Origin of the sequence: Candidatus Shikimatogenerans silvanidophilus (assembly GCF_018200315.1) — a bacterium.
Lineage (GTDB): Bacteria > Bacteroidota > Bacteroidia > Flavobacteriales > Blattabacteriaceae > Shikimatogenerans_A > Shikimatogenerans_A silvanidophilus.
The window spans coordinates 1-22,200 of sequence record NZ_JADFUB010000005.1 but is presented as its reverse complement, the minus strand read 5'-3'; the positions used below and the strand labels follow the sequence as shown (position 1 = coordinate 22,200).

22 protein-coding genes and 3 tRNA genes are annotated in these 22,200 nt (G+C 14.9%); 13 read left to right on the top strand and 12 right to left on the bottom strand.

Annotated elements, in window-relative coordinates:
• Positions 1–170: 170 nt before the first annotated feature.
• The 3 genes from KHQ18_RS01140 to proS are packed head-to-tail and all read right to left on the bottom strand — an operon-like array spanning position 171 to position 3,033.
• Complete coding sequence (locus tag KHQ18_RS01140; protein ID WP_212113316.1) at positions 171–1,073, bottom strand: Rossmann-fold NAD(P)-binding domain-containing protein; 903 nt, start codon at positions 1,071–1,073, stop codon at positions 171–173.
• Entirely contained in the window at positions 1,073–1,582 is a 510-nt protein-coding gene (ruvC, locus tag KHQ18_RS01135) for a crossover junction endodeoxyribonuclease RuvC (RefSeq protein WP_212113315.1), read from the bottom strand. Before ruvC ends, KHQ18_RS01140 begins: the two co-directional genes overlap by 1 nt.
• Positions 1,583–1,593: 11 nt before the next feature.
• Positions 1,594–3,033 (bottom strand): proline--tRNA ligase, encoded by a 1,440-nt coding sequence (gene proS / locus KHQ18_RS01130; protein ID WP_212113314.1) that lies wholly within the window; start codon positions 3,031–3,033, stop codon positions 1,594–1,596.
• Positions 3,034–3,103: 70 nt separating this feature from the next.
• On the opposite strand from proS, the gene cysS reads away from it, so the two are divergent.
• The gene (cysS, locus tag KHQ18_RS01125) at positions 3,104–4,588 is read left to right on the top strand and encodes a cysteine--tRNA ligase (RefSeq protein WP_212113313.1); all 1,485 of its coding nucleotides are present in this window, start codon (positions 3,104–3,106) and stop codon (positions 4,586–4,588) included.
• 176 nt (positions 4,589–4,764) lie between these two features.
• Here the strand turns inward: cysS and KHQ18_RS01120 are convergent.
• Positions 4,765–4,837 (bottom strand) — tRNA-Lys (locus KHQ18_RS01120).
• An 81-nt stretch (positions 4,838–4,918) separates the two neighbouring features.
• On the opposite strand from KHQ18_RS01120, the gene KHQ18_RS01115 reads away from it, so the two are divergent.
• The 5 genes from KHQ18_RS01115 to KHQ18_RS01095 all read left to right on the top strand — a co-directional run bounded on the left by KHQ18_RS01115 (position 4,919) and on the right by KHQ18_RS01095 (position 8,116).
• Positions 4,919–5,452 carry a shikimate kinase gene (locus KHQ18_RS01115; protein WP_212113312.1) on the top strand — a complete coding sequence of 178 codons (534 nt, stop codon included), beginning with the start codon at positions 4,919–4,921 and terminating at the stop codon, positions 5,450–5,452.
• Positions 5,449–6,630 (top strand): tRNA lysidine(34) synthetase TilS, encoded by a 1,182-nt coding sequence (gene tilS, locus KHQ18_RS01110; protein WP_212113311.1) that lies wholly within the window; start codon positions 5,449–5,451, stop codon positions 6,628–6,630. The genes KHQ18_RS01115 and tilS overlap by 4 nt, the downstream gene beginning before the upstream one ends.
• Positions 6,599–6,820, top strand: coding sequence for a tRNA lysidine(34) synthetase TilS C-terminal domain-containing protein (locus KHQ18_RS01105; RefSeq protein WP_212113310.1), 222 nt, complete (start codon positions 6,599–6,601; stop codon positions 6,818–6,820). The genes tilS and KHQ18_RS01105 overlap by 32 nt, the downstream gene beginning before the upstream one ends.
• Entirely contained in the window at positions 6,810–8,036 is a 1,227-nt protein-coding gene (locus KHQ18_RS01100; protein WP_212113309.1) for a bifunctional folylpolyglutamate synthase/dihydrofolate synthase, read from the top strand. Before KHQ18_RS01105 ends, KHQ18_RS01100 begins: the two co-directional genes overlap by 11 nt.
• Positions 8,037–8,041: 5 nt before the next feature.
• A tRNA-Val gene (locus tag KHQ18_RS01095) sits at positions 8,042–8,116 on the top strand.
• Positions 8,117–8,130: 14 nt separating this feature from the next.
• On the opposite strand, the gene KHQ18_RS01090 is transcribed toward KHQ18_RS01095, so the two are convergent.
• The 6 genes from KHQ18_RS01090 to hflX form a co-directional block, all read right to left on the bottom strand.
• Positions 8,131–8,592: a cytochrome C oxidase Cbb3 gene (locus KHQ18_RS01090; RefSeq protein WP_212113308.1), complete on the bottom strand. Its 462-nt coding sequence runs from the start codon at positions 8,590–8,592 to the stop codon at positions 8,131–8,133.
• A complete protein-coding gene (locus tag KHQ18_RS01085) occupies positions 8,579–9,484 on the bottom strand; it encodes a cbb3-type cytochrome c oxidase N-terminal domain-containing protein (RefSeq protein WP_212113307.1) in 906 nt (301 codons plus the stop codon). The genes KHQ18_RS01090 and KHQ18_RS01085 overlap by 14 nt, the downstream gene beginning before the upstream one ends.
• Positions 9,485–9,679: 195 nt before the next feature.
• Positions 9,680–11,914 carry a cytochrome-c oxidase, cbb3-type subunit II gene (gene ccoO / locus KHQ18_RS01080; RefSeq protein ID WP_212113306.1) on the bottom strand — a complete coding sequence of 745 codons (2,235 nt, stop codon included), beginning with the start codon at positions 11,912–11,914 and terminating at the stop codon, positions 9,680–9,682.
• A 60-nt stretch (positions 11,915–11,974) separates the two neighbouring features.
• On the bottom strand, positions 11,975–12,112 hold the full coding sequence (gene ccoS / locus KHQ18_RS01075; protein ID WP_212113305.1) for a cbb3-type cytochrome oxidase assembly protein CcoS: 138 nt from the start codon (positions 12,110–12,112) through the stop codon (positions 11,975–11,977).
• Between the two features lie 165 nt (positions 12,113–12,277).
• Positions 12,278–14,620, bottom strand: a complete 2,343-nt coding sequence (locus KHQ18_RS01070; protein WP_212113304.1) for an HAD-IC family P-type ATPase — start codon at positions 14,618–14,620, stop codon at positions 12,278–12,280.
• A gap of 61 nt (positions 14,621–14,681) precedes the next feature.
• Entirely contained in the window at positions 14,682–15,806 is a 1,125-nt protein-coding gene (hflX, locus tag KHQ18_RS01065; RefSeq protein WP_212113303.1) for a GTPase HflX, read from the bottom strand.
• A 114-nt stretch (positions 15,807–15,920) separates the two neighbouring features.
• On the opposite strand from hflX, the gene KHQ18_RS01060 reads away from it, so the two are divergent.
• From KHQ18_RS01060 to KHQ18_RS01045, 4 genes are all read left to right on the top strand, one after another.
• Positions 15,921–16,091, top strand: a complete 171-nt coding sequence (locus KHQ18_RS01060) for a hypothetical protein (protein ID WP_212113302.1) — start codon at positions 15,921–15,923, stop codon at positions 16,089–16,091.
• Positions 16,092–16,200: 109 nt separating this feature from the next.
• Positions 16,201–17,508, top strand: a complete 1,308-nt coding sequence (gene der / locus KHQ18_RS01055; protein WP_212113301.1) for a ribosome biogenesis GTPase Der — start codon at positions 16,201–16,203, stop codon at positions 17,506–17,508.
• A 29-nt stretch (positions 17,509–17,537) separates the two neighbouring features.
• Positions 17,538–18,020, top strand: coding sequence for a transcription elongation factor GreA (gene greA, locus KHQ18_RS01050; protein WP_212113300.1), 483 nt, complete (start codon positions 17,538–17,540; stop codon positions 18,018–18,020).
• Between the two features lie 20 nt (positions 18,021–18,040).
• Positions 18,041–18,427, top strand: a complete 387-nt coding sequence (locus KHQ18_RS01045) for an HIT family protein (protein ID WP_212113299.1) — start codon at positions 18,041–18,043, stop codon at positions 18,425–18,427.
• A gap of 19 nt (positions 18,428–18,446) precedes the next feature.
• Here the strand turns inward: KHQ18_RS01045 and KHQ18_RS01040 are convergent.
• Positions 18,447–18,533 (bottom strand) — tRNA-Leu (locus tag KHQ18_RS01040).
• 99 nt (positions 18,534–18,632) lie between these two features.
• Here KHQ18_RS01040 and KHQ18_RS01035 point away from each other — a divergent pair.
• The gene (locus KHQ18_RS01035; protein WP_212113298.1) at positions 18,633–20,021 is read left to right on the top strand and encodes a glutamate--tRNA ligase; all 1,389 of its coding nucleotides are present in this window, start codon (positions 18,633–18,635) and stop codon (positions 20,019–20,021) included.
• A 328-nt stretch (positions 20,022–20,349) separates the two neighbouring features.
• Here the strand turns inward: KHQ18_RS01035 and KHQ18_RS01030 are convergent, their stop codons facing one another.
• Positions 20,350–20,937 (bottom strand): LemA family protein, encoded by a 588-nt coding sequence (locus tag KHQ18_RS01030; RefSeq protein ID WP_212113297.1) that lies wholly within the window; start codon positions 20,935–20,937, stop codon positions 20,350–20,352.
• A 158-nt stretch (positions 20,938–21,095) separates the two neighbouring features.
• On the opposite strand from KHQ18_RS01030, the gene rplS reads away from it, so the two are divergent.
• Together rplS and KHQ18_RS01020 are read left to right on the top strand one after the other, a co-directional pair.
• Entirely contained in the window at positions 21,096–21,452 is a 357-nt protein-coding gene (gene rplS, locus KHQ18_RS01025) for a 50S ribosomal protein L19 (RefSeq protein ID WP_212113296.1), read from the top strand.
• A gap of 32 nt (positions 21,453–21,484) precedes the next feature.
• Positions 21,485–22,165: an oligosaccharide repeat unit polymerase gene (locus tag KHQ18_RS01020; RefSeq protein WP_212113295.1), complete on the top strand. Its 681-nt coding sequence runs from the start codon at positions 21,485–21,487 to the stop codon at positions 22,163–22,165.
• Positions 22,166–22,200 lie beyond the last annotated feature (35 nt).

The window sequence follows — 22,200 nt, the reverse complement described above, 5'->3', positions numbered from 1 at the left end:
ATTTTTATATAATATTAATTTAAAATTATAATATTTAAAATTATAATAATTAATTTATTAATTATATATTTTTTTTTTATATTTTATAATTTTTTATTTATTATTATTATAATTATTAATTTTATAATTAAATAATATATATTATATAAATTATATATTATATTTTATAATTATATTTTTTTATGAAATAAAATTGATTCTTTAATTTTAATAAATTTATAATTAATTATTTTTTTAAATTTTTCAGAAGAAAATGTTGAATAATATTTACATTTACTTAATAAAATTTCATTTTTTTTTAAAAAATCATTATTTTCTTTATTTAAAATATTATTAAAATTTAATATTTTAAAAAATTCTTTATTAATTAAATTTTCACTATTAATAATATATCTATTACCAAAAAAATTTTTATTCATTAGTTTAATAGAACATTCTGCAACATCTCGTACATCAACATAACCTCTAGAAAAAAATTTTGTTTTTATAAATTTTTGTAAAAAAAATTTATTTTGTATACAATTTTTTATCAAATCCCTAGAAATTATTTTACTTGGATTAACTATTACTGTATTTAATCCTTCTTTAATTCCTCTCCATATTTCTATTTCAGGAATATACTTTATATAATTATTTCCTCTTTTATTATATAAGCATAATAAATTTTCTTCTTTTATATTTTCTTTTTTATTAAAAAATAAATCACTTATATTTTTAATATAACAAAATTTTTTTATACCATTTATTAGACTAATATTAATTAAATTAAATAAATTATTTTTTTCTTTTTTATTATTTTTATATATATTTTCTATATAATATATTTCTTTTATATCTTTAAATATATTATTTAATTGATTATTATATTGTTGTATATATTTTAATTTTATATATTTAATATTATTAATATTAATATTTTTATTATTTATTTTATTAAAATAAAAAATAAAATTTTTATCTTTATTTAATACATAATTTTCTTTTGTTAAAATTTTTATTTTTTTACCATTTTGTAATAATTTAATTATTATAACATTTTTTAAAGAATTATTAATTCCACATATTAAAATCATTATTTTTTATTTTTTTTTTTTAAATTTAATTTTTTTTTATTTAAAAAATGACATACAGCAACAGCTAAACCATCACTTTCATCTAAATTTTTAAATTTTTTTTTAATATTTAACATATTAATTAACATTTTTGATACTTCTTCTTTTGAAGAATTACCATTTCCAGTTATAGAATTTTTTATTTTTTTAGGACTATATTCATTAAATGGAATATTATATTTTAATCCAGCTGCAATAACAACACCTTGAACTTGTACTAATTTTAACATAGATTGTACATTTTTTCCAAGAAATGGAGTTTCTATTGATAATTCATTAGTATTATATTTTTTTATTAAAAAAGATATTTTATTAAAAATTTTTTTAAATTTTAAATTTATTGTTTCTTCTTTTAATAAAATAGAATATGTCATAACAAAATTTATAATACTATTATTATCTATATGTATTATACCAACTCCAATTTTTTTAGTTCCTGGATCTACTCCAATAATAATTTTATTTTTCATATTATAATTTTTTAATAAGATTTTGCAAATAAAACTCTTTCATTTGATTTTTTTCCAGTAAAAATACATTTTCCTGTTTCTTTTTTATTATTTATAGGAATACATCTAATACTAGCATTAGTTTCTTTTTTAATTTTTATTTCTGTTTCTTTTTTTCCATCCCAATGAGCTGATAAAAAACCTCCTTTTTTATATAAAATATTTTTAAAAACTTCATAATCATCAACTGTAGTAATAAAATTTTTTAATTTTAATTTTGCTTTTTTTAATAAATTACATTGTATATCTTCTAATAATTTATTAATTAAATGAGAAAAATTTTCATTATTATAAATATTTTTTTTTAAAGTATCTCTTCTATATATTTCACATATATTTTTTTTTATTTCTTTATTTCCTATAGTTATTCTTATTGGAATCCCTTTTAATTCATATTCATTAAATTTCCAGCCAGGTGTAACATTATTATTATAATCATATTTTACTTTAATATGTATATTTTCTAATTTTTTTTTCAATTTTATACAAAATTCATTAATAATTTCATTATTATTATTATCCCATATAGGAATAATTACAACTTGTATTGGAGCTATTTTTGGAGGAATAATTAAACCTAAATTATCTGAATGTAGTAAAATCAAAGAACCTATTAATCTAGTAGAAATACCCCATGATGTTCCCCATACATATTCTTTTTTTCCAATTTTATTTGTAAATTTTACATTAAATTTTTTAGAAAAATTTTGTCCTAAAAAATGAGAAGTTCCTAATTGTATTGCTTTTCCATCATTCATAATTGATTCAATACAATATGTTTTTTCTGCACCATAAAATTTTTCATTTTCTGTTTTTATACCTTTAATTACTGGAATAGATAAAAAATTTTCTAAAAAATTAGAATATATATTTAACATTTTAATAGATTGATTAATTGCTTCTTTTTTAGAATAATGTGCAGTATGTCCTTCTTGCCATAAAAATTCAGATGTTCTTATAAACATTTTTGTTTTCATTTCCCAACGAACTACATTACTCCATTGATTTAATAAAATTGGTAAATCTTTATATGATTTAATACATTTTCCATAATATTGCCAAAAAAGAGTTTCTGAAGTAGGTCTAACAATTAATTCTTCTTCTAATTTAGATTTAGGATCAATAATAATTTTATCATTTTTTATCAACATTCTATAATGTGTTATAATAGCACATTCTTTTGCAAAACCTTTAATATGAGATTTTTCTTTAGAAAATAAAGATTTTGGAATTAAAAAAGGAAAATAAACATTACTATGTCCAGTATTTTTTAAAATTTTATCTAATATAATTTTTATATTTTCCCAAATAGATAATCCATACGGTTTAATTATCATAAATCCTCTTATTCCAGATAATTCTGCTAATCCAGATTTATATATTAAATCATTATATGATTTATATTTTTTCATTTATTATCATTTTTTTTATTTTTTTAAATTTAAATAATTAAATTTTTTTAATTAAAATAATTAAAATTAAATGAAAAATTATTATAAGAATAATATAAAAATATTTAATTCTTTATTAAAGAAAAAAGAAATATTTAAACCAATTAAAAATGATTATGTAGGAATGTATGTTTGTGGACCAACAGTATATAATAAAATTCATTTAGGAAATTGTAGAACTTTTATAACATTTGATATTATATTTCGTTATTTAAAATTTTTAAATTTTAAAGTTAAATATGTAAGAAATATTACTGATATAGGACATGTAGAAGAAAATAATGAATATAAAATTATTAAAAGAGCAAATTTAGAAGGTGTTAATCCAATGGAAATTGTAAAAAAATATACTTCTTATTTTCATATAATTTCTTATAAATTAAATATAATGGATCCTAATATTGAACCATTTGCTACAAGTAATATAAATGATCAAATTAATTTAATTAATAAAATTTATAAAAAAAAAATAGCATATCTATCTAATGGATCTATTTATTTTGATATTGATTATTATAATAAAAAAGTAAAAAAATATAATTTATATTATGGATTTATAAGTAATAACAAGATAAAAAATATTTATAAAAAAAATAAAAAAAATTTAGAAAAAAAAAATTATAATGATTTTTCTTTATGGAAAAAAAATAAAAATAATATTATAAATTATAATTCTCCATGGGGAAAAGGAATACCAGGATGGCATATAGAATGTACTGCAATGAGCACAAAATATTTAGAAAATAAAATAGATATACATGGAGGAGGAATAGACTTAAAATTTCCTCATAATGAATGTGAATTTGCTCAGGGTAAAGTTTTATATGGAAAAAAATATAATGTAAAATATTGGGTATATTCTAATCTTTTAACAATTAATGGAAAAAAAATGAGTAAATCTTTAAAAAATTGCTTATTTCCAGATGAAATTTTTAATGGTAAAATTTTTAAAAAAAAAATTCATCCTATTGTATTTCGTTTTTTTTTATTACAAACTCATTATAGAAGTTTATTAAATATTTCTTACTCTGCTTTAATTGCAGCAGAAAAAGGTTTTTTAAAATTAGAAAAATCAATTAAAATTTTAGAAAAAATATTTCCAAAAGAAAAATCAACTATAAATATAAAAAAATATATAGAAAAATTTTATCATTTAATGAATGATGATTTTAATACACCAAAAGTAATTGCTCATTTTTTTTTAATATATAAAAAAATACAGGATCTTTACAATGAAAAAGAATTTTTAAATGAAGAAGATTTATTATTTTTTAAAAAAGAGATTAATAATTTTTTTTTTAATATTTTAGGATTAAAAATTATAAATAAAAATAATAAAAAAAATAATAAAAAAGAATCAATTTTATTAAAAAATTTAATTAATTTTATAATTAATTTAAGGAATAATGAAAGAAAAAAAAATAATTGGAAATTATCCGATTTTATAAGATCTGAATTATTAAAAATTGGTATTAAATTAATTGATAATAAAAAAGAAACTTTTTTTAAATTATAAATAATTATTAAAAATATTAAACATATAATTAATTATACTATATGAAACATATAATTATACAATTAATTGGATTTATTATATTTTTATTTTTATTTTTATCTGGATTTTGGTGTTTATTATTTTTAACAATAGTAATATTTTATTGGTTAATTTTATTTATTTTTAATTAATATAAGTGACTTGGCTGGGACTCGAACCCAGGACCCTTACATTAAAAGTGTAATGCTCTACCAACTGAGCTACCAAGTCAATAAAATATAAATATTATAAATATATAAATGTTTTATGAATTTTTTTAAAAAAAAAACAAAAAAATTAATTTATTTTTAAATGAATTTATCTTTAGTAGGATATATGGGAAGTGGAAAATCTTCAATAGGAAAATTTTTAGAAGTAATATTAAATAATAATTTTTATGATTTAGATGATATAATTATTAAAAAAAAAAAAAAAAATATTAATAAAATTTTTAATTTTTTTGGAGAAAATTATTTTAGAAAAGAAGAAAATAAAATTTTAAAAAATTTTATTAAAAATAACTCTAATTATATATTATCTGTAGGAGGTGGAACACCATGTTTTTTTAATAATATGGAAATTTTAAATAAAAAAACAATTACTTTTTATTTAAAAGCTACTCCTTTTTCTTTATTTAAAAGATTAGTTTTTGAAAAAAAAAAAAGACCAATTTTATCTAAATTAAATGATAAAGAACTATATTTTTTTATTAAAAAACATTTAAAAAAAAGAGAAAAATTTTATAATAAATCAAAAATATTTATTAATGTTGATAAAAATAATATATATAATATTTCTAATGAAATAAAAAAAAAATATTTAAAAATAATTAAAAAAAATGAATGATACTTTATTTTGAAAAAAAATTTTTGAAAAATATTAATAAATTAATAGATATACATAAAAATAAATTATTAATTTGTGTAAGTGGTGGAGTTGATAGTATGGTTTTATTAAATATACTTTTTAAATATAAATTTAAAATTGGAGTTTGTCATATTAATTTTAATTTAAGAAAAAATTCTATAGAAGAAAAACATTTTATAAAATCTTTTTGTAAAAAAAGATTGATTCCTTTTTATTATAAAATTACTAATAAAATTAAAAAAAAAGTAAAAGAATCTATTCAAATAGACGCTAGAAATATTAGATATATTTTTTTTTATAATATTTTAAAAAAAAAAAAATATGATTTTATTTTATTAGGACATAATTTAGATGATTCTATAGAAACTTTTTTTATTAATTTATTTAGAGGAACTGGAATTAAAGGGTTAATTGGAATTCAAAATAAAATTAAAAAAAAAATTGTTAGACCTCTTCTTATTTTTAATAAAAAAGAAATAAAAAATTACGCTTATTTATCTAAAATAAAATATATAGAAGATAAAAGTAATAAAAAAAATAAATTTTTTAGAAATAAAATTAGAAATAATTTAATACCATTTATTAAAAATGATATAATAAATAATAATTTTTACAAAATTTTTAAAAAAACAATAAGTTATTTAAATGAAGAAAATATTATAATAAAAAATTATGTTAATAATATTTTTAAAAAAGTAATTTTAAAAAAAAAAGAATATCCATTTTATTTAAAATTAAACTGTTCTTTAATAAAAAAATTAATTCCATTAAATTTTTACTTACATTATTTTTTTTTTCCATATGGTTTTAATAATATTAAAAATTTAAAAGAAATTTTAATAACTAAATCTGGAAAAAAATTATATTCATCAAAATACGAACTTTTAAAAAATAGAAATAGTTTAATTATAATAAAAAGATATAAATTTATAAATAAAACATTTAAAATATATAATAAAAAAAATAAAAAAAATTTTTTTATTAAAAAACCAATATTTATGTTTTTTTTAATATCTAAAAAAAAATGTATATTTTCAGATGCTTTTTTAGATATGAAAAAAATAAAATTTCCTTTATATATAAGAAAATGGAAACATGGTGATTTATTTTATCCTATAGGAATGAATGAAAAAAAAAAAAATAAGCAAATATTTTAAAGATGAAAAATTATCTTTATTTGAAAAAGATAAAACGTGGTTATTAATAAATAATACAAAAGAAATTATTTGGATTATAGGAAAAAGATTAGATGATAGATTTAAAGTAAATGAAAAAACTAAAAATATACTAAATATAATTTTAAATAAAAAAAAAATTAAAAATTTTTATATAAAAAATGAAAAATGAAACTTTATATCATTTATTGTTAAATAAATTTCCTAATTTTTTTGAACAAAAAAAAAAATTTGGATTACAAAATTTTACATTATTATGTAAATATTTGAATAATCCTCAAAAAAGTTTTAAAAGTATTCATATAGCAGGAACAAATGGAAAAGGTTCAACATCTCATATAATTTCATCTATATTACAAGAATCTGGATATAATATTGGGTTATTTACATCTCCACATTTAAAAAATTTTAGAGAAAGAATACGTTATAATGGAAATTTAATAGAAAAAGATTATATTATTAATTTTTTAAAAAAAAATAAATTTTTATTTAAAATACCAATGTCATTCTTTGATATTATTTTAATAATATCATTTTTTTTTTTTAAAGAAAAAAAAGTTGATTTTTCTATTATTGAAACTGGATTAGGAGGAAGATTGGATTCTACAAATATTATAACACCAATAATATCTATTATTACTCAATTAGGAATGGATCATAATAATTTATTAGGAAATACAGTAGAAAAAATAGCATACGAAAAATCAGGTATAATAAAAAAAAATGTTCCTTTAATATTAGGAGAAAATTTATCAAATACAGAAAAAATTTTTATAAAAATAGCAAAAAAGAAAAAAACTAATATTTTTTTTTCTTATAAAAAAAAAAAATATTATACTAATTTACTAGGTGATTATCAATATTTAAATATAAATACTTCTTTAAAAGCTTTATATATTTTAAAAAAAAAACAAAAAATTTTTATTTCTAAAAGAGAAATAAAAAATGGATTAAAAAATGTTATTAAAAATACTGGATTAAGAGGAAGATGGGAATGTATTAAAGAAAAACCTACAATTATTTGTGATGTTGCACATAACGAAGATGGTTTTTTTTGGGTTTCTAAACAAATTAAAAAATATGAAAAAAAATATAAAAAGATTCATTTAATTTTAGGATTTGTAAAAAATAAAAATGTAAAAAAAATGTTATTTTTTTTATATAAAAATTCTAATAAAAATTATAAAAAATATTTTTATTATTTTACACAGCCAAAAGTAGAAAAAAAATTTACAATATGTGAAATTAAAAAAATTACAAATAAATATAAAAATTCATTATATTTTAATAATGTAAAAGAAGCATTTAAAAAAGCTAAAATAAATTCTTCAATTGATGATTTTATTTTTATTGGTGGAAGTCATTTTATAGTTTCTGAAATTATATAAAAAATAGGCGATTAGCTCAGTTGGTTCAGAGCATCTGCCTTACAAGCAGAGGGTCACTGGTTCGAATCCAGTATCGCCTACTAAATTTATTTTTTTATAAAGGGTTTTTATTTACGAAATAAAAAGATTTTTTTTTATTCCAAAAAATTTTTTTATTTATAATAAATTTTTTATTATGTATTTTAATAATTAAATTATAAAATCCATATTTTAAATTTTTTATAAAAAAATTTTGTTTTTTTAAAAAAAAAGATTTTTTAATATCTAATTTTTTATCAGAAAATCTTATTAAATTTATTGTAACTTTTTGATTAATAAATTCATTATCAAAATAAAATAATATACCATTTTCATAAAAAAAAATTTTTATTTTTTTTTCTAAATTATTAGAAAAAGCATTTTTTTTTTGATTAATTATATTTTGATAATTCATTTCTTCAAAATAATACTTTTCTGAAATTAATTCACTTATTATTTTTTTTTTAAAAAAAACTATATAAATTATAAAAAATATATATATAAAGAAAAAAAAAACTATAATTTTAATTATTTTCATTTTTTTTACTTAATTTTTTCCAATTAACTTTTTTACCTTGTGGAAATTTTACATTATCAGGTTTTTCTTTTTTAATATTTATTGAATATACATAACTTGCTATTTTTTCAATATCTTTTCCTTTTAATTCTCCATTTTTTCCAAATCCTCTCATAATAGGGTTTTTTTTACTTCCATTCCATATAATATAAAAAATATTTTTATATAAATTATTTTTTTCTATATTTATCCAATAATCATCAGTTAAATTTGGTCCAGTATCACCACTTCCATCTTCTTTATGACAAATTGAACATAATTCATTAAATAAAATTTTACCTTTTTTTATATAATTTTCTTTAAAATAAGTATTATCTATAGTAATTTTTGGTTTACTTTTTTCATATAACTCAATTTGTTTAACATGTTTTTTATACGATCTTATATATTCTTTTTTTGGATCAGAATAATCAAAAAATATATACGCTATAAAATAAATAAAAGAATATATAATAGTTAAATAAAATATATTTTTCCACCATGTTGGAATTTTATTATCAAATTCAGTTATTCCATCAAATCCATGATCTATTTCTTTAACATTATTTTCTTTATTATATTTATTTTTATATGGAAAAAAAAGATAATATAATTTTTTAAAAAAATTAGTTTTATAATCAATTAATAATTTATTTTTTACTTTTTTTGGCAATAAATTTATTTTTTTAAAAAAAATAAATTTATTTATTTTTTCTAAAATTATAAAAATTAAAAAAAAAATAAATAAAAAAAATAATAAATAAATATTTGTTATACTAAAATCTTTTCCTAAAAAAGAATAAAAAATAAATATTATAATTGAAAAATATATAACAATTCTAATATATAATGGTGATAAATTATATTCTATCATATTCTACATATTAATCGTAAATATTATAATAATAATTTTTTTTATAATAATTATTTTTGTTTATATATAAAAAAAACTATAAATAAAAACATTAAAAAAAATAAAATTAAAACAAATGATTTAAAAATATATATATTATTAATTAAATAAAAATATTGTTTATAAAACATAATATAATTAAAAAATGTATTTTATTTATTTTATATCTTTTATATCTCTACCTAATTTTTGTAAATAAGCTATTAAAGCAATTATCTCTCTTTTTTCTAAAGAAGGAGATTTAAAATTTTTTTTATCAATTTCTATCATTTTTTTTATACTTTCTGATTCATTATATATATTTTTTACAATTTTAGATGATTGCACATATATATCTTTTGTAGAATTTTTTATTTCTTTTTTAGAATATGGAACTCCTAATTTTTTCATAATTTTCATTTTTTTATAAATATTAGAAATATTTAATTTTTGATTAATTATCCATGGATAACTAGGCATAATAGATCCTTTAGAAACAGATCTAGGATTTAAAATATGTTTAAAATGCCAAGAATCAGATTTTTTTCCTCCTTCTCTTGCTAAATCAGGACCTGTTCTTTTAGAACCCCATAAAAAAGGATGATCATATATAAATTCTCCTGCTTTAGAATAATCTCCATATCTAACAACTTCATCTCTAAAAGGTCTTATCATTTGAGAATGACAACTATTACAACCTTCTCTAATATAAATATCTCTACCTTCTAATTCTAAAGCAGTATATGGTTTTACATTTAAAATATTTGAAATATTACTTTTAATTATAAAAGTAGGAATAATTTCTATAGCACTACCTATAAAAATCAATAAAAAAGATAAAATAGTAAGTTGAAATGGTTTTCTTTCTAACCAATCATGAAATTTATTTTTTTTATTATTTTTTTTATGTAGTAAAATAGGGACAATAAATTCTTCATTATCTAAAAATTTACCATTTTTAATTGTTTTATAAACATTATATATCATTAAAATAAAACCAATTAAATATAAAAAACCTCCTATTGATCTAATAATATAAAAAGGAATTATGCTAAAAACTGTATTTATAAAATTTTTATGAGCTAATGTACCATCTTCACTAAATTGTTTCCACATATTTGATTGAATAATAGAACTACAATACATTGGAATAACATAAATAATAATTCCAATAAAACCTATATAAAAATGAAAACTAGCAAGTTTTTCTGAATACAATTTAGTATTCCAAAGTTTTTTTGTTAACCAATAAATAATACCAAAAGCCATAAAACCATTCCATCCTAATGTTCCCAAATGAACATGAGCTATAATCCAATCAGTAAAATGACCTATAGAATTTATAGTTTTAGTCGCTAACATAGGTCCATCAAAAGTAGTTAAACCATAACATAATAGAGATACAATAAAAAATTTTAAAATAGGATCTTTTTTATATTCTTTCCAAGAATTTCTTAATGTTAATAATCCATTTAACATTCCTCCCCATGATGGAGCTATAAGCATAATAGAAAATATAGTTCCTAATACTTGTGTCCAATTAGGAAGAGATGTATACATTAAATGATGAGGTCCAGCCCATATATAAATAAAAATTAATGACCAAAAATGTATAACTGATAATTTATAAGAATAAATAGGATTATTACATGCTTTAGGAACAAAATAATACATTAATCCTAAAATTGGAGTAGTTAAAACAAAAGCTACAGCATTATGTCCATACCACCATTGCATTAAAGCATCCTGAACTCCAGAATAAATTGAATAACTTTTTAAAGAAAAAAAAGATATTGGATATTCAATATTATTTAATAAATGTAATAAAAGAACAGATACCCATGTAGATAAAAAAAACCATATACTAACATATAAATGAGTAACTCTTCTTTTTAAAATAGTTAAAATAATATTTATTCCATAAATAAACCATATTACTCCCAAAAAAATATCCAAAGGCCATTCATGTTCAGAATATTCTTTACTTGTATTAAATCCTAATAAAAAAGTTATCCATGATAATAATATAAATATTTGCCATCCCCAAAAATTAATTAAACTTAATATTTTACTATAAATTCTAGTTTTTAATAATCTTTGAATACAATAATATGATCCTGTAAAAATAAGATTTCCAATAAAAGCAAAAATAGCTGTTGTTGTATGTATCATTCTTATTCTACCATAACCTATTATTCCTTTAGAAAATTTTAAATTATTTCCAAATAAAAATTCAGGTATTTCTGGAATATATAATAAAATTGAAATTAATAAACCAGCAATAATTCCTAATAAACCCCAAAATATAGTAGCATATAAAAAGAATTTAACAATTTTATTATCATAAAAAGATTTTTTATTTATTTTTTCTGAATAATTATCACCAGATATAATATGTATTTTATTTTTCATTTTTTTTAATTATATTACATTTTTTTTATTATATATTTAAAATTTTATTATATTATATATTTAATCTTCAAAAATAATTCTAATAGAATCAGTTTCCATATCATCCCATTGTCCATTTTTTATACTTATTAAAAAAAAAATTAAAAATGTTAAACTTAATAATAAACTAGATAATATCATAATTATTAAAACACCCATTCATTAATTAATTTTCATTCATTAATTATTAATATTAATTAATTATTAATTAATTAAATTAAATATTAATTAATTATTAATTAATTATTAATTAATTATTAATTAATTAAATTAAAATTTTAAAATTAAAAAAAATAAAATATTATTAAATTTAATTAAAAATTTTTACTTATTTTTAAAAATTTTTTTAAAAATTATATTAGTTGAAAAAAAAGAAAATAATATTATAGTTATAGAACTAATTGGCATTAAAATTGATGATATAACAGGGGATAATTTTCCATTTATTGCAAAATATAAACCAATTATATTATAAAAAAAACTTATAATAAAATTTATTTTAATTAAAAACATTGATTTTTTTGCTAAATATAAAATATTTGGAATTTTATAAAAATTTTTATTATACATTAATATATTACAATAAGGTAAAAAATTATTTATTTCGTTAAATAATATTATTCCAATTTCACTTTGTTTAATTGCAGCTGAATCATTTATTCCATCTCCTATCATCATTACTATTTCATTTTTATTTTGCAATTTTTTTATATATTTTAATTTATTATAAGGAGTTTGATTAAAAAGAATATGTTTTTCAATAAATTTTTTTTTTAAAAAATGTTTTAAATTTTCTTTTTCTGAATCATTATCACCAGATATAATAGAAATTTTATATTTTTTTAATTTTTTAAAAAAATTTTTTAATCCTTTTATATATAAATTTTCAAAAATAAAATATCCTAATAATTTTTTATTTTCTAAAATAAAAACTTTTGTTTTTTTTTTATATTTTTTTTTATATATATTTTTTTTAATATTAATAAAATTATCAGATCCTGCTTTAAAAATAATATTATTTATTTTACATTTTATACCTTTTCCAGGTATTTCTATAAAATATTCTATAATATATTTATTTTCATCATTATTTTTTATATATTTTTTAAATTTATTATATAGAATTATACTTAATGGATGATTAGAATTTTTAAATAAAAAGCATAAATATTTTTTTTTTTTTTTTGATAATTTTTTACCTAAGAAAAAAATTTTATATTTATTTAATAAAGTAATTGTTCCAGTTTTATCAAATACTAATCTATTAACTTTTGAAAGTTTATCTATTATTGAAAAATTTTTTAAAAAAATATTTTCTTTAGATAAAAGAAATACAATATTTCCTAAAATAAATGGATATGATAAAGACAAAGCACATGGACAAAAAATTATTAAAATAGAAATAATAATTTCCAATACTTTATTTTTATCAATAAAAAACCAAAATAATCCAGAAATTAATGAAATAATTATTATTATAATAGTAAAATAACGTATCCAATAATTATTTAAACTATTATGTTTTTTTTTTTTATAAAAAAATTTATTATTCCATAATTTCATTAAATAACTATTATTAAAACTTTTTATAACTTTTAATTTAATAATTCCTCCTTTTTGTTTTGCTCCAGCATATATTTTACTTCCAATTTTTTTAAAAATAATTTTTGATTCTCCATTTATAAAACTATTATCTATAAAAGCTTTTCCACTAATTAATTTACTATCAAATGGAATAATTTCATTATTATGAATAATAATAACATCATTTTTTTTTACATTATATAATATTGTGTTAATTTCTTTTCCATTTTTTAAACAAATAACAGAAATAGTAGAAAAAAAATTATAATTTTCTTTTAAAAAAAAAATTTTGTGTATTTTTTCTTGAAATAATCTACTTAATGAAAGAAAAAAAATAAATCCAGAAAGACTATCTAAATAACCAAAATTTATATTATAATAAAGATTATAACAACTTTTTATAAATAATAAAATAATTCCTATTGATATAGTGAAATTAATATCTATAATTTTTTTTTTTAATTTTAAAAAAGATTTTTTTAAATATTCTGTTGAAAAAAAAAATATTGGTAAAGATAAAAAAAATATAATTTTTTTAAAAAATAAATAATGATCTAAAAACCATTTATCTTCTTGTATACCAATATATTCTGGAATATATAATAACATAATATTTCCAAAACAAAAAAAAGATATAATTGTTTTATATATATAACTATAATTAGAATTATTTGATTGTAATTTTTTATTATTTAAAATTATAATTGGTTTATATCCAAGATTATATAGAAAAAAAGCTATTTTACTAACTTTAATATTTTTTTTTTTAAATAAAATTAAATGTAAATATTTTTTAATAAAATCTACTTTTGAATCTAAAATATATTTATTAATTTTTTTTAAATTTTCTAATAATTCAATACAAGAAATACATCTAATTGAAGGAATAAAAAAACTAATTGATAAAATTTTTTTATCTTGATAATCTATTATATGATTTAATATATTTTTATCATCTAAAAATTTGAATTTATTTTCTTTTTTTTTAAATTTTTTAAAAAAGTATAATTTACAATATTTAGAACAAAAAGGTATATATTTTTTATATAAAAAATTTTTTTTACAAAAAAAACAATTTTTCATATTATTTTATTTATTTAATATTTTTTTATTTTAAAATTTTTTATTTTAAATTTTAAAATTTTTAAAATTTAGGAATTAAAAAATATTTTTTTTTATTATACATTTTTTTTATTTTTTTATATAAAAAAAATTTCAATATATCTATATTTTTATTTTTTTTTATAGAAATAAAAATATTATTATTTTTTATTTTATTTTTATTTTTTATTTTATTTATTAAATCAATATCATTTATTAAATCAATTTTATTAAAAATTAAAAAAATTGGCTTGTTTTTTACACCAATTTCTTTTAATATTTTATTAACATAATTAATTTGATCTTTATAATTTTCTTGAGATATATCTACAATATGTAAAAGAATATCTGCTTCTCTAACTTCATCTAATGTAGATTTAAAAGATTCAATCAATTGAATAGGTAATTTTCTAATAAAACCAACAGTATCAGATAATAAAAAAGAAATATCTTTTATTATAATTTTTTTAACAGTAGTATCTAAAGTAGAAAATAATTTATTTTTTATCATTACATTATAATTAGATAAAAGTTTCATTAAACTAGATTTTCCTACATTAGTATATCCAACTAAAACTAATCTAATAAAATTAGATCTATTTTTTCTTTGTATAACAACTTGTTTATCAATTTTTAATAATTTTTTTTTTAAAAACGAAATTCTTTTTTTAATATTTCTTCTATCTGTTTCAATTTCTTTTTCTCCAGGACCTCTCATTCCAATTCCACCTTTTTGTCTTTCTAAATGAGTCCACATATGTTGTAATCTAGGAAGAATATATTGATATTTAGCTAATTCTACTTGAGTTTTTGCATAAGATGTTTTAGCTTGTTTATAAAATATATTAATAATAAGATTTGTTCTATCCATTATTTCTTTATTAGGAAAAAGAATTTCTAAATTTTTTAATTGAATTGTATTTAATTCATCATCAACTAAAATAGTTTTAATATCTGTATTTATTTCAATAAATTTTTGTATTTCTTTTATTTTTCCTATACCTAAAAAAGTTTTTGAATTTTTTTTATAAATTTTTTGAATAAATTTTTTACATATATTTATATTATATGTTATTGCTAAAAATTCTAGTTCTTTTATATATTCTATAGATTTTTTTTTTTTTTGTTTTTTAGTTATAACTCCTATTATAATAGCTTTTTTTTTCATTTTATTTATAATAGATTTTTTTTTATTTACAAAAAGTAATTTTTTTACAAAAAGTAATTAAATAAAAATTATATTAATTATTAAATTTTATTAAATTATTAATTAATTAATTTTATGTTTATTAATTTTTTAGATTTTTTTTTAAAAAAATTAGAATTTTTTTTTAAAAAATTTTTTAAAATTTTAGTTTTTTTAGGAAATATTCCTAATTATTTATTTTTAACTATTTTTATTATTTTTTTATCTATTTGGCTATTTATGCTTTATAATAAATATAATAAATAAATAAAATATAAAATTAATATTTTATAAAATTAATAATTATTTTTAATAAAATAATATATAAAAAAATTTATTAAATAAATCAATTATTATGTTATTATATTACATTATTATGTGGTATACAATAACAATAATAGGAAGAGTTAATGTAGGAAAATCTACTTTATTTAATAGAATTATTGAAAAAAAAGAAGCTATTGTTGACAAAATAGAAGGAATAACAAGAGATATAAACGTTAAAAAATTTAATTGGAGAGGTAAAAATTTTTTTATTGTAGATACAGCAGGATATATTAAAAAAAATAGTAATATTATTGATTTTGAAATTAAAAAAAAATTTTTTTTTTCATTAAAAAAAAGTGATTTTTTTATATTTTTAGTTGATATAGATGGAATAAATTATTTAGATAAAGATATTTTTTTAATTTTAAAAAAATATAATAAACCAATATTTTTAACAATTAATAAAATTGATAAAACAAAAAATTATTTTAATTATACAGAATTTTATCAATTAGGAATACAAAAACATTATTGTATATCATCAATAACTGGAGAAGGAATAGGAGATTTATTAGATGATATTTATAATTATTCATTAAAATTAAAAAAAAAAAATAATAAAAATCTAAATATAGATTTATTACCTAAATTCGTAATTTTAGGAAAAACTAATGTTGGAAAATCTAGTTTTATAAATAATTTAATTGGTTATGAACATAATATAGTTACAAATATTCCTGGTACTACTATAGAAAATTTATATACATATTATAATAAGTTTAATTTAAAATGTATTTTAATTGATACTGCTGGAATTAAAAAAAATAAAAAAAAAAACAAAATAGAATATTATTCTAAAATAAAAACTTTTAATGCTATAGAAGAATCTGATATTTGTTTATTAATGATAGATGCTAGTATAGGTTGGACATCACAAGATTATAATTTTTTTTATAAAATAAAAAATAAAAAAAAAGGTATAGTAATAATAGTTAATAAAATAGATTTAATAAATAATAATAAAATAAAAAAATTTAAAGAATTTTTTAATAAAAATATATATTTTAAATATATTCCTATATTTTTTTATTCTGTTAAAAAAAAAATAGGTTTTTTAAATATTATTAAAAAATTAATAGAAATAGAAAAAAAAAAAAAATTAATAATTAAAACAAGTTTATTAAATAAAAAATTAATACCTTTATTAAAAAAAATACATCCTCCATCTATTTATGGAAAAATTATAACAATTAAATATTGTTTTCAATTACATAATGCTTATATACCTACATTTGTTTTTTTTTCTAATCATCCAAAACTTATTAAAATAACATATAAAAAATTTATTGAAAATAAAATTCGTTATTTTTTTAATTTTGATGGAGTTCCAATAAAAATTATATTTAAAAAAAATTAAACAATTAAAAATGAAAAGATAAATTAAAAATGAAAAGAGAATATATTACAAAAGAATTAATAAAAAAAATACATAAAAAAATTTTACATTTAGAAAATGTAGAAAGATTAAAAATATCTAAAAAAATAAAAGAAGCAAGAGAACAAGGAGATTTATCAGAAAATTCTGAATATGATGCTGCAAAAAAAGAACAAGAAATTTTAGAAATTAAAATATTAAATATAAAAAAAAAATTATCTAAATATATAGTAATAAATCCTGATAAATTAGATCATTCTAAAGTATCTATATTTTCAACTGTTAAAATAAAAAATATTTCTTTACAAAAAGAAGAAACATATACATTAGTTCCTGAAGGAGAAAATAATATAAAAAAAAATAAAATATCTATAAATACTCCAATTGCTTTAGGTCTTATTGGAAAAAGTATTGGAGATACATCTAATATTAAATTACCAAATGGTAAAATAATAAAATTACATATTATAGATATTTTTTATAAAAAAAAATAAAAAATTTTTTATAAATAATAATGAATATTTTTAAAAAAATTATTTTAGGTAAATTACCATCATATAAAATTTATGAAGATGAAAATAGTATAGCAATTTTGGATATTTACCCAATTAAAATTGGACATACAATAATTATACCTAAAAAAAATATTAAAGAAATTTTTAATCTTGAAAAAAATAAATATTTAAAATTGATGTTTTTTACTTATAAAATAGCAAATGCTATAAAAAAAACTATTTTATGTAAAAAAGTAAGTATAGTTACTTTAGGTTTTGAAATTAATCATGCACATATTCATCTTATTCCAATTAATAAAGAAAGTGATATAAATTTTAAAAATAAAAAAAAAATTAAAAATAATATTTTTTTAATAATTTGTAATTCAATAAAATATAATTTATAATTTTATTTTTTTTATTTTGTACCCAGAACGGGATTCGAACCCGTATAATACATAAAATATTATTAGATTTTGAGTCTAATGCGTATTCCTATTTCGCCATCTGGGCTATTTTTTTAAATTAAAATTATAAAAATTAAAAATAAAATAAAAATTAAAAATAAAATTATAATAAAAATAAAATTATTAAAAATTAAAAAAATGATGTATGGTAAGAGTTAGATTTGCGCCAAGTCCTACTGGCCCATTACATATAGGAAGTATAAGAACTGCTTTATATAATTATTTATTTGCTAAAAAAAATAATGGTTCTTTTATATTAAGAATAGAAGATACAGATAAAAAAAGATATGTTTTTAAATCAGAAAAACATATTATTGAATCTCTTAATTGGTGTAAAATTTTTCCAGATGAAGGTATTTGTTGTGGAGGAAAATATGGACCTTATAGACAATCAGAAAGAATTCATATTTATAATTATTATATAAAATATTTAATAAATAATGGATATGCATATTATTCTTTTGATAAAAAAATGAATAAAAATAATTATGTTATTAGATTAAAAGTTCCTAAAAATAAAAAAAAATATATTGAAATACAAGATCTTATTAAAGGAAAAATTTATATACCAACAAACAATATTGATGATAAAATTTTAATTAAATCTGATGGAAATCCAACTTATCATTTTGCAAATGTTATAGATGATCATTTAATGAAAATAACTCATGTAATTAGAGGAGAAGAATGGATATCTTCTACTCCATTTCATTTAATTTTGTATAAATATTTTAATTGGATACCACCATATTTTGCACATTTACCATTATTATTAAGTAGTAAAGGAAAAATTAGTAAAAGAAATTTAAATAGTAAAAAAATAATTTATCCTATTAAATGGACTGAAAATAAAAAAATATACAATGGTTTTAAAGAGAAAGGTTTTTTACCAGAATCTTTTATTAATTTTATTGTATTATTAGGATGGAAACCTAAAATTGAAAAAGAATTATTTTCTTTAAAAGAATTGAAATTTATTTTTTCTATAAAAGATATAAATAAAACTAATGCAAAAGTTAATATACAAAAAGCAGTATGGTTTAATCAACAATATATAAAAAAAAAATCATTAAAAGAAATTATTTTTTTATTTTTATATGAATTAAATAAAAAACAAATTACATTAGAAAAAATTAAAAAAATTTTAAAAAAAGAAATAATTAAAGAAATCTTAAAAAGAATTAGTTTTTTTTCTGATATTTTTAATGAAATTTTTTTTATTCCTCCAAAATTTTATGATGTTAATATTATTAAAAAAAATTTTAATAAATATGATATATTTATTTTAGAAAAAATAATAGATATTTTTTCTTTAAATTTAAATAAAAAAATTAATAATGATTATTTAATAAAAAGTTTTATTTCAAATTTAAATAAAGAAAAAATAATTAAAGTTAAAAAAATAATTAGATTTTCTATTGTAGGAAAATTATATGGAATGGATATTTTTATTATATTAAGAATAATAGAAACAAACGATTTATTAAAAAGATTAAAAAAATTATTAATTAAATTTAATTCAATATTAAATTAAATTTAATTTAATTCAATATTAAATTAAATTTAATTTAATTCAATATTAAATTGAAAATTTTTTTTAAAACTTAATTATTTAACATTTATTTAATTATTTAACATTACATTTTAACATTACATTTTAACATTACATTAATAATAATAATTTTTTTAAATAATAATTTATTTATTTAATTAAAAATTATTTATTTAATATTTAAAAATTATTTATTATATAATAAATTTTATTTTATTTTTATTATATATTTATTTATATTTATTATATAATAAATATTATTTAAATAATTAATAAATATTATAATAATAATTATTTTAATATAATAAATTTATATTTGCATATAATAGTTATATTTGTATAATATTTTATTAAAAAATTTTATTGGAAATTTATTTATATAAAGATTATATTTTTTAACTTTTTCATTAAATTTTTTTATTTCATAATTTATTAAATTTTCTGTTAAATCTATTTTATATTTAATATCATAAAAATTTTGAATATATTTATTTCTTTTTTTTATTTTTACTTTATATTTATAATAATAATATTTATCAAATATTAATAAAAATATATTTAATGAATTTTTTAATAATTCTTGTTTTTTTTTAAAAATTTCTATCTTTTCTTTATTTAATTTATTATAAACATTGAATGTAATTGAATTATTAATTGAATAAATTTTTTCTATTGCATTTATTAATTTATAATTTTTTTTATAATTTATTTTTTCTGTTAATTTTATATCGTTAATTAAAATATTTATTAAATCATTTTTTATTTTATAATATTTTTCAACTTTAATCCATTGTTTTTTTAAATCTTTATTTAATAATAATATATTATTATATATAGTTAAAGAAATATTTATAAAACATAAAATAAAAAATACATATATAATTAAAGAAAAAGACATTTTTCTTAAAAAAAAATTATTTATAAGCATATAAATAATTCTAAATAATATATATTTATATTTAAATAACATAGCTTTAAATACCATAGATATATAATAGAAATTTTAAATTATTATTTACGTTTAAAAAATAAAAAATAAAAATAAATTTATAAAAAATGAAGGAAAAAATAATTAATTATGTTTTTAATAAATATATAAAAAATATAAAAATTAATGATAAATTTAAAACAGGAGATACTATAACAATACATTATAATATAAAAGAATTAGAAAAAAATAGAATACAACTTTTTAAAGGAATTGTTATTCAAAAAAAATATAATAAAAAAGGAATAACAACATTTACAGTAAGGAAAATAAGTGATAATATTGGTGTTGAAAGAATATTTATGTTAAATAGTCCATTTTTAAAAAAAATTGAAATTAATAAAAAAGGAAAAGTAAAAAGATCTAAAATTTTTTATTTTAGAAAATTAAAAGGAAAAAAAGCTAAAATTAAAGAAATAAAATAAAATATGAATATAATAAAATATTAAAAAATATTATGAAAAAATATATTGTATTAATATTAAAATATATAGTAGTTTTTTTTATAATATATATTAATTTTTTTTTAACAAAAAAAAGTATTTTTAATAAAAATTTTAAAAAAAAATATGAGATAAATACATATGAAAATTACAATTACATTAATTTAGTAAAAAAATGTATTATTTCAGGATTATTACACAGTAATTGGGTTGATTTTTTTATAAATATGTTCTTATTTTATAATTATTCAAATATTTTGTTAAAAAATATTAACATATTAACCTTCCTAATTATTTATTTTTCATCTATTTTTTTTGTAAATATTATAATGTATTTTCTTAAAATAAGAACAAATTATGTTAATTCTCATGGAGGAATTAGTTGTATTATGTATATTACAAGTTTAATAAATCCAATTGCAGAAGCTTATATTTTTCCAATATCAATTAAAATTTGGTTATTGACAATTTTTTCTACATTTTATTTTGGATTTTTTTTAAAAAATTATTTAAAATTTTTACATATTTTAGGATCAATATTTGGTATAATTTTTTTATTATTTTTAAAATATAAATTTTTTATTTATAATTTTTATTATTCAACTTTTTATTTAGGAGTTTATTATTCAATATTAATACTTACTCCTATAATATATATATTTTACTATAAGTTAATAAAAGTTTTCTTTATATAATTAAAATTTTTAAAATTTATAATTATAAAATATAA

What these genes read in the sequence shown, in the direction of transcription:
- KHQ18_RS01140 (WP_212113316.1), bottom strand. Translation starts at nt 1,073, where the DNA reads ATGATTTTAATATGTGGAATTAATAATTCTTTAAAAAATGTTATAATA.
- ruvC (WP_212113315.1), bottom strand. Translation starts at nt 1,582, where the DNA reads ATGAAAAATAAAATTATTATTGGAGTAGATCCAGGAACTAAAAAAATT.
- proS (WP_212113314.1), bottom strand. Translation starts at nt 3,033, where the DNA reads ATGAAAAAATATAAATCATATAATGATTTAATATATAAATCTGGATTA.
- cysS (WP_212113313.1), top strand. Translation starts at nt 3,104, where the DNA reads ATGAAAAATTATTATAAGAATAATATAAAAATATTTAATTCTTTATTA.
- KHQ18_RS01115 (WP_212113312.1), top strand. Translation starts at nt 4,919, where the DNA reads ATGAATTTATCTTTAGTAGGATATATGGGAAGTGGAAAATCTTCAATA.
- tilS (WP_212113311.1), top strand. Translation starts at nt 5,449, where the DNA reads ATGATACTTTATTTTGAAAAAAAATTTTTGAAAAATATTAATAAATTA.
- KHQ18_RS01105 (WP_212113310.1), top strand. Translation starts at nt 6,599, where the DNA reads ATGAAAAAAAAAAAAATAAGCAAATATTTTAAAGATGAAAAATTATCT.
- KHQ18_RS01100 (WP_212113309.1), top strand. Translation starts at nt 6,810, where the DNA reads ATGAAAAATGAAACTTTATATCATTTATTGTTAAATAAATTTCCTAAT.
- KHQ18_RS01090 (WP_212113308.1), bottom strand. Translation starts at nt 8,592, where the DNA reads ATGAAAATAATTAAAATTATAGTTTTTTTTTTCTTTATATATATATTT.
- KHQ18_RS01085 (WP_212113307.1), bottom strand. Translation starts at nt 9,484, where the DNA reads ATGATAGAATATAATTTATCACCATTATATATTAGAATTGTTATATAT.
- ccoO (WP_212113306.1), bottom strand. Translation starts at nt 11,914, where the DNA reads ATGAAAAATAAAATACATATTATATCTGGTGATAATTATTCAGAAAAA.
- ccoS (WP_212113305.1), bottom strand. Translation starts at nt 12,112, where the DNA reads ATGGGTGTTTTAATAATTATGATATTATCTAGTTTATTATTAAGTTTA.
- KHQ18_RS01070 (WP_212113304.1), bottom strand. Translation starts at nt 14,620, where the DNA reads ATGAAAAATTGTTTTTTTTGTAAAAAAAATTTTTTATATAAAAAATAT.
- hflX (WP_212113303.1), bottom strand. Translation starts at nt 15,806, where the DNA reads ATGAAAAAAAAAGCTATTATAATAGGAGTTATAACTAAAAAACAAAAA.
- KHQ18_RS01060 (WP_212113302.1), top strand. Translation starts at nt 15,921, where the DNA reads ATGTTTATTAATTTTTTAGATTTTTTTTTAAAAAAATTAGAATTTTTT.
- der (WP_212113301.1), top strand. Translation starts at nt 16,201, where the DNA reads ATGTGGTATACAATAACAATAATAGGAAGAGTTAATGTAGGAAAATCT.
- greA (WP_212113300.1), top strand. Translation starts at nt 17,538, where the DNA reads ATGAAAAGAGAATATATTACAAAAGAATTAATAAAAAAAATACATAAA.
- KHQ18_RS01045 (WP_212113299.1), top strand. Translation starts at nt 18,041, where the DNA reads ATGAATATTTTTAAAAAAATTATTTTAGGTAAATTACCATCATATAAA.
- KHQ18_RS01035 (WP_212113298.1), top strand. Translation starts at nt 18,633, where the DNA reads ATGGTAAGAGTTAGATTTGCGCCAAGTCCTACTGGCCCATTACATATA.
- KHQ18_RS01030 (WP_212113297.1), bottom strand. Translation starts at nt 20,937, where the DNA reads ATGTCTTTTTCTTTAATTATATATGTATTTTTTATTTTATGTTTTATA.
- rplS (WP_212113296.1), top strand. Translation starts at nt 21,096, where the DNA reads ATGAAGGAAAAAATAATTAATTATGTTTTTAATAAATATATAAAAAAT.
- KHQ18_RS01020 (WP_212113295.1), top strand. Translation starts at nt 21,485, where the DNA reads ATGAAAAAATATATTGTATTAATATTAAAATATATAGTAGTTTTTTTT.